Source organism: Aliidongia sp., from assembly GCF_035943795.1.
Lineage (GTDB): Bacteria > Pseudomonadota > Alphaproteobacteria > ATCC43930 > CGMCC-115725 > Aliidongia.
This window is the reverse complement of the sequence record NZ_DASZBY010000053.1, coordinates 56,307-74,574: the sequence shown is the minus strand read 5'-3', so window position 1 is coordinate 74,574 and position 18,268 is coordinate 56,307. Positions and strand designations below refer to the sequence as shown.

Genomic DNA, 18,268 nt, shown 5'->3' with positions numbered 1-18,268 from the left:
ACGAGTAACCAGATGCGAGTGATTGAACGGGTGTTGAAGTTTGGCCCCTATCGCCTGGAGCCGGATCGTCTGCGCCTGACCTGCCTGGATGAAGTCGTGCCGCTCGGCGGTCGCCCCTTCGATCTCCTCGTCGCGCTGGTCGAACGGCGGGATAGAACCGTTTCCAAGGAAGAGCTCAAGGCCCTGGTCTGGCCCACTGCGGCGGTCGTGGAGGATCACACGCTGGTGGTAACGATCGCTGCGGTTCGCAAAGCGCTGGCCTCGGGGGCGAATGATACGAGTTTCATCGAAACGGTCGCGGGCCGGGGCTACCGATTTCTGGGGCAGGTGGAGGACGGCAGTTCGCTTCCTTCCGCGCCTGCGGGCGACCCGCTTCAATCATTCGAGGGCAGCCCATCAACCAATCTTCCCACACCGCCGGATCGGCTGATCGGCCGCGAGGCCGATATGGCGACACTGCTTGTCCAGCTGCCCAAGGCGCGCCTCGTGACGCTCCTCGGTCCTGGCGGGGTCGGCAAAACCCGGCTGGCAATCGCCTTGGCGACGGAGGTCGACAAGCGGCACTTCCAGGATGGTGCCTGGTTTGTGGAGCTGGCGCCGCTGAGCGATCCGCTCCTCGTGGCGGAAACGATAGCGGCGATGTTCGGGATGGAAAGCCGGGGCAGCCGCCCCGCTCATGAGGTGGTGACGACATTCCTGCGCCGAAAAGAGCTGCTGCTCGTTCTGGACAATTGCGAGCATCTGGTCGACGAGGTCGCCCGGTTGGCGGAAGGCGTGTTGAAGAACTGCCCGAACGTCACGATCCTGGCGACGAGCCGCGAGCGGCTCTCGATCGGCGGCGAAGTCACCTATCGGGTTCGCCCGCTCACCGTACCGGACGGGCCGCAATCGGTCTCGGTGGCAGAAGCGATGGGCTTCAGCGCCGTTCGGCTCTTCGAAGATCGCGCGACTGCGCTGCTCGGCGACTTCGTTCTGACCGCGGAATCCGCTCCGATCGTCGTCGAGATATGCAGGCGTCTCGACGGTCTGGCACTGGCGATCGAGCTGGCCGTCGCGCAACTCCAGCTGCTCGAGCCGGCCGACCTGTTGAACCATCTCGACACCCGGTTCCGTCTTCTGACCCACGGCAGCCGAACGGCGCTGCCCCGTCATCGGACGATGCAGGCGACGATCGACTGGAGCTACGATCTCGTCACGGATCCCGAGCGGACGCTGCTGCTGCGCCTATCCGTGTTCGCAGGGAGCTTCACGGTCGGGGCCGCCGCGGCTCTCGCCGCTGGCGAGACGATCGAAGCAGGGGAAGTCATCCAGCTCATGCTTCGGCTGGTCGACAAATCCCTGATCGTTCCTCCGTCGATGGTCACTGAGGAGAGACGGTTCAGAATATTGGAATCGATGAGAGCCTATGGGCTCGAAAAACTCGCCGCCACCGACAAGATCGAGTGTCTTCGACGCCTCGCCGAACATCTGCTCCGCCTCTATGAGCAAGGCGAACGGTCATGGCCGACTACTCCCACGGAATCTTGGCGGAGGATTTATGAGCCTGATCTGGAGAATCTCCGCACCGCCCTGACATGGGCTTTCGGACCGGAGGGCGACGCCGCGCTGGGTGTTCGCCTCGTCGGTCATACCCAGGAGCTTTGGTTTGCGCTGCAGCATATTGCGGAGCTGCGCCGCTGGCTGGCCATCGCCGACGCGCGGGTCGACGGTGCGACGCCACCGGGGGTCGTGGCCCGCCTGAAGCTGGCTGCCAGCCGAAGCCGGTATGCCGGCGAACGCCAATACCTGGATGCGACGGTGCAGGCCGTAGAGTTGTTCCGGCAAATCGACGAGCCGCTCTATGTCGGCATGGCGCTGAGCCAGGCGGGAAAGCTGCTGTTGCAGCCCGGCAATACGATCGAGGCGGAGCCCTATCTGCGAGAGGGCGTGGCGCTTCTTCGTGCACTCGGGCTCACAAAATTCCTCGTCACGGCACTCGATAACATGGTCGGCATGTGCTGGTATTCCGACAATATCGAAGGCGCCCGTGCGTACCTCGAAGAATTTCACGACATGGCTCTCGAGCTCGGGCACACGGGTGCCCTCCAGTCCGCCGCGATCATGCTGGGCGAGCTGGATTTTGCAGCGGGCCGAAGACAAGAAGCGATCAAGCGCGCGAGATCGGCCCGGGCGACGTGGCGCCGGAGCAGCAGTGCCTCGGGCTTGGCTTCCATATCCCGAAACCTGGCGGGCTATCTGGTCGCCACCGGGGACGTCGTGAGTGGGCGGGAGGTTGCCCACGACGCACTGAAGCTCTCGCTCGGGACCTATGACGTGGGCATCTGTTTTCAGCATCTGGCCTTGGCGGCGGCAATCGATCGGGATGCAATCCGCAGTGCCCGCCTTGCCGGCTATAGTGACGCCTGCTTACGGACGGACGGACTGACGCGGGAACGAAACGAGCATTCCCTGTGGCTGGACCTCTGTGCCCGGCTGGAGCAGGCACTGTCAGCGGCCCAGTTGGCCGAGCTTCTTGCGGAGGGTGCCGCGTTGAGCGAAGAAGAAGCAATGGCACTCGCGGCATAATAAAGGTACGCGGCTCTCTGGTTTGCCGACGCCCTCGCGCGTGGTCCTCGTCAGGCCCGGGATGCCATTCACGACACCTCGTCATCCTTCGTTCATCGGGATCATCTGATCTCCTGGCCGAATTCCCAAATTCTGGAAATCTGCCCCGGCGATTGCCAAAGCGCCAGCGCTGCCGTGGCGAGGACGAGGCCCACTCCCCCAAGCTCGGGCCGGCCCAGCATATGGAGGGGGATGGCGATTGCGGAGCCGATTGCGCCACCGAGAAACAGGATCGCAATAAAGAGGCTGTTCAGACGGCTCGCCGCCGCCGGGCGCAGTGCGAGGATGGCGCGCTGCGAAATCACGAAATTGGCTTGTACGCCTGCGTCCAGGCAGATCGCGGCCAAGACGAACATCCAAAGCCGACCGGCCGTGATGACCAAAAGGAACGCACCGACCGTGGTCATGGCTCCGGTCGTGCCGACGAACCTCGACAGGCCGCGATCGCCGATCCGGCCGGCGAGAGGCGCAGCGAGAGCACCGCTCAATCCGGTCAGTCCAAACAAGGCTATGCCGAGGGGCCCCAGTGCGTAGTCGACCGACAATTCCAGGGGGACCGTGGTCCAGAACAAGCTGTAAGCACCATACAGCAGGGCCTGGATCGTAGCGTGCCGCCACAATTCCGGCGTCGATCGAAGCAGTTGCCAGAGCGAGGCGATCAACGCGGTATAGCCATGGACGGGGTCAGGCGTACGGCGAGGAAGCTTACGCGCCAGCACAATACAGATCGCGACAACGACGGCGGCGTTCAGCGCGAACAACGTCCGCCATCCAGCATAGCTCGCTGCGACACAAGCCACAGGCCAAGCCAGCAAGATGCCTAGTAAAAGAGTGCCGGTGACGTCGCCGACGACTTGGCCGCGCGTCGCGGGGCGGCTGAGAAAACTGGCAAAGGACACCAGCATTTGCGCGGCCACGGATGCCGCGCCTATGGCGAACATGGCAAGCAGGAAAAAGAACGCGCTTCGTGCCGTAGCCGCCGCGACAAGCGACAGGGTTGCCGCGGCCAGCGTGAAGAGGAGGAGCTTGCGGTTCTCCACGAGGTCGCAGAGCGGGGCAATCGCGAGAAGGCCGCTGCAATACCCGAGCTGACCGACGGTGACGATCAAACCGGCCATCGCAGGGGCCAGCCCGATATCCTGTCCGATGGCATCCGCCAGGGGCCGCGCGAAATAAAAGCCCGCAGCGGCGACAGCGCCGCCTGCCCCCATCGCGACGGTCATGCGTGACGAGACTCCGACCTCGGACGAACGTAGCGCGCTGCGAGGAAAGGAAATGGCGCCACCGGCGGCGATGTCGCTCCGACGAAAGAAATGAGGAGGCTCGTCGCTTCCACAGCTCGCGCTATGTCCCGTTCGATTGTCTTTCAAGGTGTTCCTTGTCGGGATTTCGCTGTCCTGGTTCACGAAGACCTGCTTCGTGATTTCAGCGGCGGCGCCACAACGATCTATGAGACCTCTAGCGTAGTTATGCCTCTTCTTCTCGTAAATAATTCTTATAGTAAATAATAGAAATTCTCTTGCGTCCCGGATTCCGTGAGTTAAAGGTATGACTACATCGTTTTCTTCGCAGTAATTTATGAATTACTGCGGATGTCACTTATATGACTGATTTCTCTGCTATTCGAACGGAACAGGAAATCTGCCGTATTTCATCTTTCAGCCGACGCCCTGCCGATGATGCGGCGGCTTTTGTTTGCAGAGGAATCTGTTATGTCGAACGCTTTGCACCTGCTTGAGGATCTGGAACCTTCGATCCAGGAATTCCGCGATGCCGTCCTGTCAGGCCTCGGCACGCGACAAAAGACCCTGCCTTGCAAATTCTTCTACGATGCGGATGGGTCTCGGCTTTTCGATGAAATCTGCAACTTGCCGGAATATTATCCGACCCGTACCGAATGCCGGTTGCTGGGCGAACATGCAGGGGAAATCGCGGCACTCGTCGGACCGCGCGCGCGCCTGATCGAGTTCGGCTCCGGAGCGGGGGTGAAGATCCGCCTTCTGCTCGGCCCGCTCGATCGACCGGCCGCCTATGTCCCGATCGATATCTCGCGCGGGCATCTTTTGGCGGCGGCGGCGGAACTGGCGCTCGATTTTTCGGGCCTGAAGATCATGCCGATCTGCGCCGACTATACGAAACCCTTTGCGCTGCCCGCGCTGTCGGGGTCCCGCCCGGGGATTGACGTGGGCTTCTTCCCTGGCTCGACCATCGGTAATTTCACGCCCGATGAGGCACGCGGCTTTCTCAGTCGCGTCGGCCGGATGCTCGGCCGCGGTTCGGCCATGGTCGTCGGCGTCGATATGCCGAAGGACGAATCCATCCTGCTAAGCGCGTATAACGATAAAGCCGGGGTTACGGCCGCGTTCAATCTCAATCTGCTGATACGGGTGAACCGGGAATTGGGCGGCAATTTCGTGCTCGATCGTTTTGTGCACGAGGCCCGCTGGAACGGAGTGCTCGGTCGGATCGAGATGCATCTGGTCAGCCGTTGCGACCAGGAGGTCCGCATCGGCTCAGACCGTTTCACCTTTGCCGCAAACGAGACGATCCATACCGAGAATTCCTATAAATATACCATCGACCAGTTTCAGGCGATGGCGATCGGAAGCGGTTACAAACCAAAGGCTGCTTGGATCGACGAGGCCGGCCTGTTTTCAGTCCACATGCTGGAAGTGCATGAGTAGGTCCGTTCGAGAGGTCAATCTGTCGATCGGCGGCCGATTGGGGCGATGAAGTCCGCTGCGTCCCAGTGACGCTCAACCCGGGCGGCCTCGACGATTTCGTCGTCGCGGGCCGCCCGGCGTTCAGTGCAATTTCAACCGCGGTCTGACGATCCTGTTGACGTGGCCGACCACGATGAGCGCCGTGCCCTTGAGCCAGCCATGGATGGCGAGCAGGTGCATCCGATAGAGCGACAGATAGACGAACCGCGCCAGGCGCCCTTCGACGGCCATCCGCCCGCCGACGAGATTGCCCATCAGGCTGCCGACCGTCGTGAAGCGACTGAGCGACACGAGCGAGCCATGGTCCTGGTAGACGTAGGACACCAGCGGCTTGCCGCCCATCAGCCGATCCAGATTGCGCCCGACCGTCGCCGCCATCTGATGGGCCGATTGCGCGCGCGGCGGCACGGGCTGTTCGCTGCCAGGCAGCCGGCAATAGCAACAGTCGCCCAGCGCGAAGATCCGGTCGTCGCGGCTCGTCTGCAGCGTCGGCCGCACGACGAGTTGGCGGGACCGGGTCGTCTCCAGCCCGCCGATCTGGTCGAGGATGTCGGCGGCCTGCACGCCGGCGGCCCAGACCATGAGGTCGCACGGGATGCGCTCGCCCGACGTATGGATCGCATCGGGCGACACTTCGGTCACCCGCGCATTGGTCAGGACCCTGACGCCGAGCTTTTCGAGTTCGGCCTCGGCGGCAGCGGCGAGCTGCTCCGGCAGCGCCGGCAGGATGCGCGGTCCGGCCTCGATCAACGTGACCTTGAGGCGTTTTTCGTCGAAGACGTCGAGGCCGTAGTTTTGCAGCGCCGAGGCGGCATTGTAGAGTTCGGCAGAAAGCTCGACGCCGGTTGCGCCGCCGCCGACGATGCCGATCCGCACGTAGGCGTCGGGGGCGTCGGCATCGCGGCTCATCGCCAGCGATACGCGCAGGCAGTGGTTCAGCAGCCGGTTGCGGAACCGGTCCGCCGCCTGCCGGTCGTCGAGGAAGATACAATGCTGGCGGACGCCCGGCGTGCCGAAATCGTTCGCGCGCGATCCGATCGCGATGACCAGGTAGTCGTAGCGGATCTCGTGGCGGCCGATCAGCTCGCTGCCGTCCTCGTCGATGAGCGGTGCCAGCGTGATCGTGCGGGTCTCGCGATCGATGTTTTCGAGGGCGCCGTAGAAGAAGCGGTAGCCCCAGCGGAAACCGTGGCTCGGATAGCCGACTTCGTCGAGGTTGGCGTCCAGCGAGCCGGCCGCGACCTCGTGCAGCAGCGGCTTCCAGATATGTGTGCGGTTGCGGTCGACCAGGATGATGTCGTGCGACTTCCGGCCGTACCTGGCACCCAGTCTCTTCGCCAACTCGAGTCCGCCGGCGCCGCCGCCGACGATCACGATCTGTGTTTTCTGATTGACGGTCATGACAAGCCGGCCTTTCCAGGCACATCGTCGGAGGATCAGCAACGCCGGGGCGTCATCCGCGATGGTACCCAATCGCAGGCCGGGCGTCGCTTTCTCTTCGAGGGTGCGCAGGCCGACGAAGCCTCGGCCATCGCTAAAACCACTGTTCGGGTCTGCCCGCCGCCCCAGATACCTGCGGCCAGCCCTGGCCCCGACCGCCGCTTGGAAAGCTCGAGGAGGTTCGTCGCAGACTTTCCGGCCACTCGATTTGGAGGAGACGCAGCATGGATCGAATCACAGGCGGTTGCCTGTGCGGCAACGTCCGCATTGTGGCGTCGGGACGCCCATACCGGGTCGGCCTTTGCCATTGTCTCGACTGCCGCAAGCATCATGGCGCCCTTTTCCAGGCTTCCGCGGTGTTCCCCCAGGAAGCGGTGACGATCGATGGCGAAACACGCGACTATGCGGGGCGATTTTTCTGTCCCCGTTGCGGCTCGCCCGTTTTCGCCCGCACCGCAGATGAAATCGAAGTGAACTTGGGGTCCCTGGATGCCCCCGACCAGCTGATGCCAACCTACGAAAGCTGGATCGTCCGACGCGAGGCCTGGTTGCCGCCGTTTCCGCTCACGAGACGATATGACGGCGATCGGGACGCCTCGGGCCGCTTCGAGGAGTAGGCCGCGCGAACGGGCTGACTGAGGGAGAACGAGCTGCCGGCCAGGCGCTGACCGATCATCCGCTTCGGGCGTTGGGCGCGGCAGGCGTTCCGCGCCGAAGACTGTGACCGAGCGACGTGCCGGCATGGCCATGATCGTCTGCGCCGCCCCATGGTGTGATGCCACGAGGCGGCGGCTGCAGGAAAGGCGCTGTTCGGCGAACCTGCAGGGGAATATCCGTTCAAGGCTGCGATGGAGTCGAAGGCACGGGCAGGTTGACGCGTTCTCCCGAATTGATGGAATTGTCGTTCGAAATTTGGGGGTTGGCCTGCTCAAGTGCTGCCAAAGATATGCCGGCGTTTTTCGCGATCTCGCTCAAGGTCTCGCCGGGGCGCACGATATGCGGTGCGGGCGGCGAGACAACCGGTGGCGGCGGCAACTCCTTTGGATGATGCCAATGGAACGGCGGCGGCTGCGGCGGCGAGGGTGGCGACGCGCTCGCGGACTTCTTGGGCACTTCCGAGGTGCTGGGGGAGAAGACCTTCCTGATGACGCTCGTCACGTCGACGACGATGACCGCGGTACCAAGGACCAAACCCATGGCCTTGGGATTCCGTTTGCCTTGAGTGGCGATGCGTGCCTTGACCTTCGAGATGTCGAATTCGACATAGTTCTTGTGCCGCCGAGACAATCGGTCCATCGCTTTTCCCGCTTCGGGGACGGCGGCGGGAAGCGCGCGGGAGATGTCGGCCGGTTCCGTCGCACGGACGATGAGGAGCGCCTGGGCAGAGCCGGGTAGTTTCTTAATGAAATCAAGCCCCGGCTTCAGCGTCACGGGCTCGAACGCGCCTTTGTCGTCGAGGGCGTGCCAACTCACTTGGCCGGCTGGCGCCCGTGTCGCGTATCCGACCAGTTTTCCATCCTTGTAGACGCAGATCTTCTCGTCCGACCCATCGAAGTGGCGATACGTTGGGGTCAGCCTATCGGCGGCGATCGAGGCGGCACCGAGGAAAGCCTCGGAGGCCGTCGTCAAGATGGAGCCGTGTGTGGCAAGCGTCTCCAGGGCTCCCGTGAAATAGCCGGCGGCGAAGGTGTAGGTGCCCGTCTTATCCAATACGGTGTCGACCTTCTTTTGTATCTTGCCGGGCTTGTATGTCGGATCGGAGCTCCGTGCGCGTGCCGTCGTTCGCACGGTCGAGGCGATCGTCGCCACGAAACCGATGACGTTGAGCGAACTCCCAAGACTGCTCCAGCCGACGCCTTTGAGGATCTTCATCGCCGAGGGGACGCTGATGGCGAGGCTGACGCCCTGCAACGTGGTGACCGCGGTGCGGACTCCGAGACCTGTCCAGGTTGCCGGATCCGACCAATCTGTGCCATCGGACGGAATGCCGCTGCGCAACTGCATGCCTTGGAGATAGGTCTCGAATCGCTGCAGAAGCTCGGACTGAGCATCAGGGGTAAATTCACCGCGGCTCTGTGCCAACCTCGCCTGCTGCACGAAACCCAGCATCGTCTCGGTGGCCGTCTTGTTGGCGGCGAGGGTTTCTGTCGAGATCCCTCGCTTGCTCGCATGCCAGGTCGCAATGCGATAATTATTGTCGATGACGTAGGCTGCTTTATCCAGCCGACCGGCCCTGACCGCTTCGATCGTGCGATCGTGGAATTTCTTGAACATTTTCGCCGACGATACCGCGTATCGCAGGAACGACGCACTCGGCCCGGTATCCTTGAAGCTCCTGAGCCACGTCACGTGGTCGTAGCCCAAATATCCCGCGATACCCGCGAGGGTGATGCCGGTCACCACGCGGGCGGCCTGTAGTTTGCGGGGGCCGACATCGCTCCGAGGAACCCAAGTGGTGCCGTTTTCCTGCTTCACGACATATCCCAAGGGTCGTCCCGACCCGTCGGGCAGATAGGCATAGTAATATTCCGGGTCACTCTTCACTTTGGACGGAGTTTTACTAGCGGGAGTGCCTGCGGTAGGATCGATATCCCCGATCTCGATCTTTTTACCGGCATCGAACGGCTTGACCATGCCTTGCGCAGGCTTGTCGCTGTCGCTGGTGAAACGAAGCGGGAGAAATTCGCTCCGACTTGGATCGAACGGCATCTTGCCTGGAGGGTTGGTGCTCGGCAGTTCGAGGTTCGAGTCCCGAGGGTCAGGGGCAGGAAATAATTTTTCCTTGTCGCCGATGCGCAAGAAGAGATTGGTGATCCTGAACGAGGTGTTGTCCAACGCTTGGTGCCACCGCGGCCTCGGGTCTCCTCCTTGCTTCTTGCTGCGGATATAGGATCCGGAAAAGATCCGACGGCCGCTCTTCTGTAGCGGTGCTTCCCTCTGATATCCTGCGGGAAGACTGCTCGGTTCGGCGGCGATTCCCGGGAATTCCGCCTCCCGCCAAGCGACGATGCCCTCCACGTTTGCGACCATCTGCTGCCCGACGGCCACACGCTGGGTCCGCGTGCCGCCGCCGTGCTCGAGCACGATCGTACGGATCTTGTCGGAAAGCCCTGCTCCGATTTGCGTATTCAACCGATCGATGTCCGCGACGACGTCGGAGTCGGGCATGGTGCCGTAAAACTCGCGAACTGTCGGGTCTGCTTCACCTCCAGGGCTGGTCACGCCATTCCTCAGATTTTCGACGGCGCTGCGAAAATCGACCTTTCCGTAAGTCCCCAGGACGCCATTTTGATTCACGCCCGCGGCGGAGTCGTTGTCGACCCGGTATTTCAATTTCGTCGTACGGCCGAAAAACCGGGAGGTTTTTTCGGAGATGACGCCGAGATTGCTGTAGTCGCTGCCGACCACGCCGACGTTTTGCAAGGCGATGTCGAGCGAGACGCCCTCGCTCGCCACGCCCGGTTTGGTCAAAGCCTTTCGTGCGCCCCGAGTCGAGAATTTCGCGTCGTTGATGGCGGTCATCGTTCCATAGACGACCTTTCCCGTCTGCGGATCGGTCCAACTGACCAGCTGCAGTTTCGAGGCAGCCCCCTTGCCCCATGCCTCACGATAGATCTCGCTCGTTGCCACGGCGTTGCGGGCGATATATTCGCCATCCGGGACGGGGAACCATTTCACCAGATGGGCCGTGTCCTTGGGACCGTAGGTGCCGGCGGTATCCCGGAACACCCCGCCCGGCCAGCCTCCCGGCTTGAATTCCACGGGTTTCAGATCGCCCGCCGCGTAGGCCGCACTGATGTCGAGCGCGGGGCGCGGTGGTTCATAGGTGTCGTGAGCGAAGCTGTTGCCTTTTCTGATCGCTTTCGCGGCCTGGGCATCCGCAACGACGTAGCGTGCCGACGAGACCGGTGTTCCCGGCGTGAAATAAGCCTGCTGCGTCCGCTTCGCGGTCTTGCCACCGTCGACGACGATCGTGCCGTCCTGCCCGACCGTGGCACGGGCGCGCAGTCCGCTTTTCAATTGGCTGGGCAGCGTCTCGATGTCCTTGGCCCCATAGACGAAGATCCGCGTGCCGGGCGTCAGCGCGCCGGTCTTCGCGGCATCGACCAGGTCCTGCAGGTGGTCGCCATAGACGACGAGCGCGCGCGGGCCGTTCGTGATCGCCGGACGGTTGGCGCCCGCGTTGTGCGCCGCCGCTGCGGGATCCTGGGCACCCTGTGCCGGCCATAGCGGGCCACGCTTCACCATGCCGACGGCCAGCGCGCCGTTGGTCGGGTGAACGGCGGCATACCCGACGGGCAGATCGGTGGCGTCGGTCAGGATCAGCGACTGGTAGGGCCCCTGCGCTCCCGCATCGGGGCTCACGACGAGGTAGCCGTCCGTTCCCGCAGGTTTGGTCTGCGGGCCCTCGGCGGTCTGGATCCGTGCTTGCTGGTCGACCGGATAACCCATGTCCGACAGCCGAACCATCGGCACGGCGGCGCCGTCGGGATGGGAGTATTTCTTGAAAGGCGTGCCTTCGACGGGGGCTTCGGACAGGCTCGACGCCGGAACGAACGAATAGACCTGCGGCGGAAGTTCTGACAAGCCGGACGTGCCTGACGCGGCCGGGGTCGATGCGTTGGCAACCAAATCGGGGCTGCCAGCGGCGGCGGCGGCTTCGGACAGACTTGCCTTGTTCCGAGTCGCTTGCCCCGCCCGTATCAGGCGGATGAGCTGGTCGATATCATTCAGGTCAGACAGATTGGGAGAAGCGCGAGGAAAGACTTTCGCGACATAGGCCAGCTCGAAGGTGCCATCCTGCGCTATGAGGAACTGCATGTCCCGAACATTCACGTTCCGGCTTATCATCCAATTCTTCGTCGCCTCGAGACTTTCGACGCTCTTTTCATTGAAAAGACTGACGTCATAAAGGGGAAATATTTGGGGGCCGGAGTACGACCAAAGGCCGCTGTCGGTGGCGGCATAGCGATCCATCACATGCGCGCTCTGCCCGAAGATCCAGAGAATTCCGTGGATTTTGGCGGAATGGGGGGCGCCCAAGTCCTCGAGGTCGTTTGCCACGTTGACAGATTCACGGGTCTTCTTGTTTGCAAAGTCCCGGACCAGGCTGCGTTGTACGACAACGGTCAGATTGGGGCCGAGTTCGAAGGCGGTGGCCAAACCGCCGACGCGGGTCATCCGTCCCAAGTGATATTCCGGCTGGATTCCGGTTCGAGCCCCGGACTCGTCCACGGAAAAGACTCTTCTACTGAGCTTGTCGAAAACCATCCTGTCGCCCGAGGACGCCGTCATCGGCTTCGGCGTCAGGACTTCCCAGTCGGCTGGTGCATCGATCCGGGGTGTCAGAACCGAAACGCCGACAATGTCCGAGATCTGCTGCGCGCGCTCCCGCGTTACCTCGGTGGGATCGGTAAAATGAAGCGCAATCGCATTCTTGTAGTTATCCCATTTGTACACGAAATCGTCGCCAAGAAGAAATTCGTAAGGTGTCGTCCTGAGCAAATCATCCGCAAAAGTAATATCCGCCACGCCTTGCAATGGAAGTTCTGCGAGCGCGCGGCTATAGTTGACGCCCCGCGCGATCGTGTCGAGGGGGCCAATTCCCTCTGCATTTACCAGCCCGGATGGCGCCGGAGCGTTTCCGGGAGCTTCGCCTGCGCGGGTTTCCGTCCCGTCGCCAGAGGCGAGCCCTTGGCGGGATGTGCCGTCTACGAGGCTTACAGGAGCCATCGTGTCGTCGGTCGGACCGAATCCGGCGACGGCGCGGATGGCGAGACGCGAGGGCCGGACGGGGCTGGGCGGCTGGACGAACGCGCGCGTTTCGGCCGGCTGCTTCGGTGCCAATTGCCGATCGGCCGTTGCCGGATCCAGATAATCGGCGCCCATCCCGTATGTCTCGGGGCCGGCGGCGGGGGCGTCGGTCAGCTCCTGGAAATGTTCGGCGCTTACGAGCAGAGGATTGGTGCCGTTCTCGATCGTGTTGCGGACGGCATGACTGGCCGGCGATCCATGGGCGGCCGCGACGGCCGCCGGGTCCTGCGCTCCTCGGCCCGGCCAGAGCAGCCCGCGCTTCGTCATGCCGACGGCGAGGGCGCCGGTCATTGGATGAACGGCGGAATATCCAAGGGGCAGGCCGGTCTCCGGGGCGGCCGGGATCAGTGTTCCGTATTTCTCCGGTGAGCCGGGTGTCCGGCTTACCGTGAGGTAGGCGTCTGTCCTTCCCTCGTTCGATTCCGCAGCAAAGCCCAAATCTGACAGACTCACCATTTTCACGCGGTTGGCGAGCGGCCAAGTATATGCCTTGAAAGGCGTCCCGTCGCTCGGCAGCTTGGTGAGGGCCGCTGTCGCCACGAATGTGTGGGTGGGGGCGCTGATCGACGGCGTCAGGGCATTGTCCATCAACGCGACCGTTTCGGCGAGACGAACGTTTCCATGGCGACTGTAAATGGAGAAAAACTTGGTCACGGGCCCTTCGGTAAGGTCATAGACTATGTCTAAGGCGTCTGACTTACCTCCAAAGTAGGCATCATAAACGGTTTTTCGTCCGGCCAGCTTGAACAGAAACTCTGCCGCAGCAGTCTCTGGCTTGTAGGCCATGGATACCACGACGTCGTCATCGACTGGTGACCTTCGAATCAAGGCATCGACAGCGTTATGGTGGAAATAGTCTTCGTAGGAGTAGTGACCTTCAATGGTGCGCAAACCGGGACGGTTTCCGAAGCCGCGCCATGAAAGCAGCTCTGTGATCCCCTCCGCCAAATTCACCGGCTTTTCGTCAGAATATTGAAAAGAGCGCATGAAGCTAGAAACGTCTTGGTCGAAATAAGTCGAGGTGTAGTGGTGCAGAATTTCGTGTGCCAGCGTGCTTCTCGCTGTTCCTATATCCAATATGGTTTCATCAGGCGAAACATTGTACGCCTTACGCATGATATCGGAATGCTCGTCTGGATTGAGAGTCGATTTTCGAATCAGAACCTTTGGGCCACCCTCTATCCCCCGGAAATATCGCGCCATAACGCCGAGTCGGACGGACCCATCCGGGATGTAATGGACGAGATCTTCTATGGGGATTTTTTTATTATTATTTATATACTCCCCCCAACGCTCTAAAATTTCGTTATTTACGTCTGTCGCGAAAAGCGCCTCCTGGGGGGTTAGCTCTGGAAGTTCTGCAATCTGCTCGCCGGATAGACTGCGGAGTGTAAAGAAATCCGTTTGGTCCGGCCCAAGACCGCACCGGGTACAGGTGCCATCTTCGATTTGTCCCCCGCAGCCTTGGCGCTGACAGGCTTCGGGCACCGGCGATTCGGAGCCAACCGTCTGGAGCAACTTGCGTGTTGTCGGGGGTTCGCTCGAAGGCTCGGTGCCGACATGCTCGATACCGTTTGGATTCGAGCCAGAATGATTTTCATCCATTGCCAACGAACCGACATCCGCACGATGCCGCCTGCCACCCGAGCGCGCCGAAGGCTGGTCATCGTCGGCATTGGTCTCCGATGACGTCACTGTCAGCGCGGTTGCGGATATGATCAAGGGTGTCGCGAGCGTGGTCTCATCGACGGTCGTCGCAGGGCCTTCTGTCGGTGCGGACGAGGTTTGGTGTTTTGGCGCAGCCGCCGGACGACCGCCGCCCGTCGCGACCGGCCGCGCCGACCCGTCGCCGGCGACGATGAAACCAGTATCGGCTCCGGTCGCGGGCGTGCTGACAGCCCATGAGGCGATCTGGTCGACCGTGATCGAGGTCGGCAACCCGCCGGCCGTAAGGTCCGCCGGGGCAGCCTCGGTATCCGGCGGAACGGTGACGGGCGCCTCGCCCGTCTTGTCGCCGCCGCGCAGGCTGGTGATGTGGTCGATCCCGAAGACCTTGCCGAACTGCCCCATGCCGATCGTGGTGACGAACTGGATGATCGTGCTGGCCGAGACCGATTGGCCATGGACCAGCGCATCGCCGATCTGGAAGCCCTGCACGCCCATCAGGACGCCGTTGGTGAGGGCAGAGCCCTTATGGGCGACGTTCAAGGCCGTCATCAGGCCGTCCGGCGCGCCCGCCAGTGCCATATAGGTCTTGGCGCCGGCCGTGTTGTCGGTCAGCGCCGCCAGGACGCGGCCACCGCGCGTGACGTCGAGGCCTTGGTCCACAGCTTGGCCGACCTCGAGGCCGCGTCCGAGCAGCGCCGGAACCCGGGTCAGGCCGAAGTGGCCGATGCCGGTCGACCCCATGAACACGTCCGCCGCGATGGTGAAGCCGTTGCCGACCCAGGTCCGCCACGAGGTCGGATTCTTCGCGATGTTCTTGGCGGCCTGGACGGCACCTGAGATGCTCGTCACCGTGAAATAGGCCTGGGCCGCGTCGTAGAGCATCGGCAACAGCAGCCCTTCGGCCTCCGGCGCCACGAAGGTCGTCACGGCGACGGCGGCGACCGTGGCGACCACCTCGGTGACATGCAGCGCCTTTTCTTCCCAGCTTTCGGGCGCCGTGATGTTGGTCTGGTTCCAATTGACCAGCTGCTGGCCGGCAGCGTTCGTGACGACGCGCTCCTGCGACTGAAGAGTGCCCGGCCCGAGGCCGTTGTTCTTCTGCCAGTCCTGGTAGGTGGATTGCGCCGGCGCGCCGCCGGGCCCCAGATAGCTGTGTCCGGCGTCGCCGACGGTCTCTTCCAGCCACAGACATTGTGGCGTCGCTTTATTGGGATCCTCGCCCTGGCTCCAGTATTGCGTCGCAACCAGCGTCAGGATGATGGGGTCGAGCGCGCTGACGTCGGTCTGGTTCTGCGAGGCGAGCGTCGCGTTCACCAGATCGGTCAGGGTCGTGCTGCCGTAGACGATGGAGTTGCCGTTGTATTGCGATCCGTCCGCCGCCGGATTGGCGGTGGGCGTCAGATTGTAGGCGACGCCCAGCACGTTGCTGAGGTCTGCGCGCGAGGTGATCGTGATCGGGCCGCTCGGCAATACGGCGACGCCCGGTTGCTGATAGGCCGGCACGGCATTGGCCGCCGATGTCGCACTCAGCTTGCCTGGCAACTCGGCTTTGATGAAGCTGACCGTATTGCTGTTCTTGTCCGTGTCGGCGATGTCCACGTACAATTGGGGGTCGCCGTCGGGATTGCCATTCTGGCCGTTGATCGAACCGAGGAAGAAGCTCTTGATGGTTTCGTTCTTGCCGTTCGGCGTCAGCGAGCCGTAATAGCTGTTCCCGACGAAATTATCGCTGTTCATGCGATTGGTGACGATCGTGCGCAAGCTCTTGCCATCCGACGTGCTGCCCCCGCCGAGCGAGTCATACAGGTTCGAGACGTCGGCGTAATATTCCGGGGCCTGCTGCGCCGTTCCCAATGACAAGATGCTGCCGTCGGGCGTCGTCCAGGTGTCGTTTTTGACGGCATTTTCGACGGACGTCTTATAGTCCGTATTGTAGAGCGCGTTGCTCAGATCCAGGTCCGCCGGATCGTTGACGGCCTTCATCACCGCAGTTTGATTGTGCAGAACGTCGGGGCCGGTACTTCCGCCCACGTCGTCCAGGTCCTTGAAGAGCTGCTGGACCGGTGCCGACCCTATGGTCCCGGCCAGGAGGGACGAATAGAATACCGAACCCTGATAGGTACCGAGGACGCGCGAGGTTTTCAGCAAGGCACTCTCGGCTCCCGACTGGCCCACGCATTGGGTCGGGTCGGCGGCGGCGATGATGTCGCTCTGGGCGGTGCTCTTCAGCTGCTGGATCGACGGATCATTCATGATGTCGTCGTATTCGAGCTCGGAAGTGGGATTGCTGGTGCTGTTCGCGACCGGATTACCGTTCTTGTCGATCAATCCCTGCCCCAGCAGATCGCCGGTCAGCTGCTGGGCTTGCGCGGCATTGCCTTTCGTACCGCCGACATCGATCAACGTCTGAATGTCGTTGAAGGCAGCGTCGATGTCCTGGCAGCCCGTGTCGAGTGCCTGGTTTTCCGTCGAGTTGGGCGCCGTGCCATAGGCCGCCTGGCCCAATCCCAACAGATTCTGCTGCGTCACCGCGACCGTGCCCTTGAGCCAGGCATCGAGCGATGTCGGATCGTTGTCGAGGTCATCCGGACCCATCCAGGCGGTGCCGGTCTTGCCGGTGATCGCATCCAGTTCCGGGATGAGCGCCTGGCGATAGGCCGCCATGTCGGCCGCGATGGTGGCGGGGCTCGCGTTGTTGGCCTGGTCCTTGGCCAATTTGGCGCCGGCCGCTTGCGCGGCGGTGCTGTCCACGGGCGTCGTGGGCAGTGTCGCCGTCATGTTCTTGGTCGCCGTATCCAGGACCGATTGGTTGAACAAGTTAAGCGATGAGATCTGCTTGGAAGCCAGCTGGATCGGATCGCTGCCGCTCGGGTCATTCGCATAGGCATCGACTTGTCCCGGCGCATGGTTGGCCAACGAGGCCTCGGCAAGGGTCACCTCATTGGCAACGCTTCCGCCGAACTGCACGCGCGCAGCCCCCAAGGCCTCCTGGAAGGACATGCCCTCATTTTCATATTGCTGGATCTGAGCCAGGGCCTGGCTGACCGTGGGCGACGATTGTCCCGGAGGCAGCGCGGGGACCACATCCGGCACCGCACTATTCGCGCTGCAACCGGGCGCGTTGTAGCTGGACATGGTCAGACCCGGCGATGCCGAGACCGTGCCGCCTTCCATCGCGTTCTTGGCATTGCTCAGCACATACGGACTGATCACCGTCTCGCCGCCAGGCCCGGTGAGGTTGCCCAGCTGGGTGGCGGCCTGCTCGAAGGGATCGGAAGGCGAGGCCCCTGCGGCTGGCGGGATCTGCGCATTGCGCTGAACCTGGATCAGCAACGCGGCCTCAGCGATCGCCTGCGCGCTGAGCGTGGTATTGGCCGACGCGTCGGCGATCGCCTGCTGCATCGTCTTGCCGCTGCTCAAGCCTTTTGCAATCGTGGAATAGGCGGCGCTGACCTCGGCCGCCGGTGGGGGCGGCGGCGGCGGGGGAGGGGATACTACCGTCGTCTGCCAGTACGTTCCTCCTAACGCGATCCTCACGACATTTCTCCTTACTACGTCGACCGTCCGTCTTGGTCTTCCCGCCGATCTGCGTCCGCGGGTCATGCAAGAAATTCACTTTTCGGAGACGGCTTTCCGGATCGCCCACGCATGCGCCGTCGCATGCATGTTGCTGATCAGCGACACGCCCATTGCCTCGTGATTTTCATAGGGAAAGGCTGGAAGGCCTTCCGCTTCGTGAAGTCTGGGGCTGGAGCCGGAAGCGCGGCAATTCAAAAATTTTGATGAAGATTCTGAGAAATTTGCGGCAGTTCTTGGTGCAGGCGCCTAGGTCATCAGAAATTCTGGAGAGAATTGGCGCGATGACCGTGAATTGCAGAATAGATTGGGTCCGATCCCACATACGGGCCTGTAGCGCCTGCGCCTGAAAGGCGAGAGCGGCGGGCATTCCCGGATTGGACCCGCGGATATCTGCGGCATTTCATTTCCTACATTTCAGCCGGGCGTCATCGAGCGACGAT

At 62.3% G+C, this 18,268-nt stretch carries 6 protein-coding genes; 3 read left to right on the top strand and 3 right to left on the bottom strand.

The window, feature by feature from the left end; translation table 11 throughout:
• Window positions 1-12 precede the first annotated feature (12 nt).
• Entirely contained in the window at window positions 13-2,565 is a 2,553-nt protein-coding gene (locus VGV37_RS09550; protein ID WP_326879432.1) for an ATP-binding protein, read from the top strand.
• A gap of 101 nt (window positions 2,566-2,666) precedes the next feature.
• Here VGV37_RS09550 and VGV37_RS09545 read toward each other — a convergent pair whose 3' ends face one another.
• A complete protein-coding gene (locus VGV37_RS09545; protein ID WP_326879431.1) occupies window positions 2,667-3,827 on the bottom strand; it encodes an MFS transporter in 1,161 nt (386 codons plus the stop codon).
• A 453-nt stretch (window positions 3,828-4,280) separates the two neighbouring features.
• Here VGV37_RS09545 and egtD point away from each other — a divergent pair, with 453 nt between their 5' ends.
• Window positions 4,281-5,288, top strand: a complete 1,008-nt coding sequence (egtD, locus tag VGV37_RS09540; RefSeq protein WP_326879430.1) for an L-histidine N(alpha)-methyltransferase — start codon at window positions 4,281-4,283, stop codon at window positions 5,286-5,288.
• A 120-nt stretch (window positions 5,289-5,408) separates the two neighbouring features.
• Here egtD and VGV37_RS09535 read toward each other — a convergent pair whose 3' ends face one another.
• Window positions 5,409-6,728 (bottom strand): NAD(P)/FAD-dependent oxidoreductase, encoded by a 1,320-nt coding sequence (locus VGV37_RS09535; RefSeq protein ID WP_326879429.1) that lies wholly within the window; start codon window positions 6,726-6,728, stop codon window positions 5,409-5,411.
• A 263-nt stretch (window positions 6,729-6,991) separates the two neighbouring features.
• On the opposite strand from VGV37_RS09535, the gene VGV37_RS09530 reads away from it, so the two are divergent.
• The gene (locus VGV37_RS09530) at window positions 6,992-7,384 is read left to right on the top strand and encodes a GFA family protein (protein ID WP_326879428.1); all 393 of its coding nucleotides are present in this window, start codon (window positions 6,992-6,994) and stop codon (window positions 7,382-7,384) included.
• A gap of 220 nt (window positions 7,385-7,604) precedes the next feature.
• Here VGV37_RS09530 and VGV37_RS09525 read toward each other — a convergent pair whose 3' ends face one another.
• Window positions 7,605-17,786: a LysM peptidoglycan-binding domain-containing protein gene (locus tag VGV37_RS09525; RefSeq protein WP_326879427.1), complete on the bottom strand. Its 10,182-nt coding sequence runs from the start codon at window positions 17,784-17,786 to the stop codon at window positions 7,605-7,607.
• Between the last annotated feature and the right edge of the window lie 482 nt (window positions 17,787-18,268).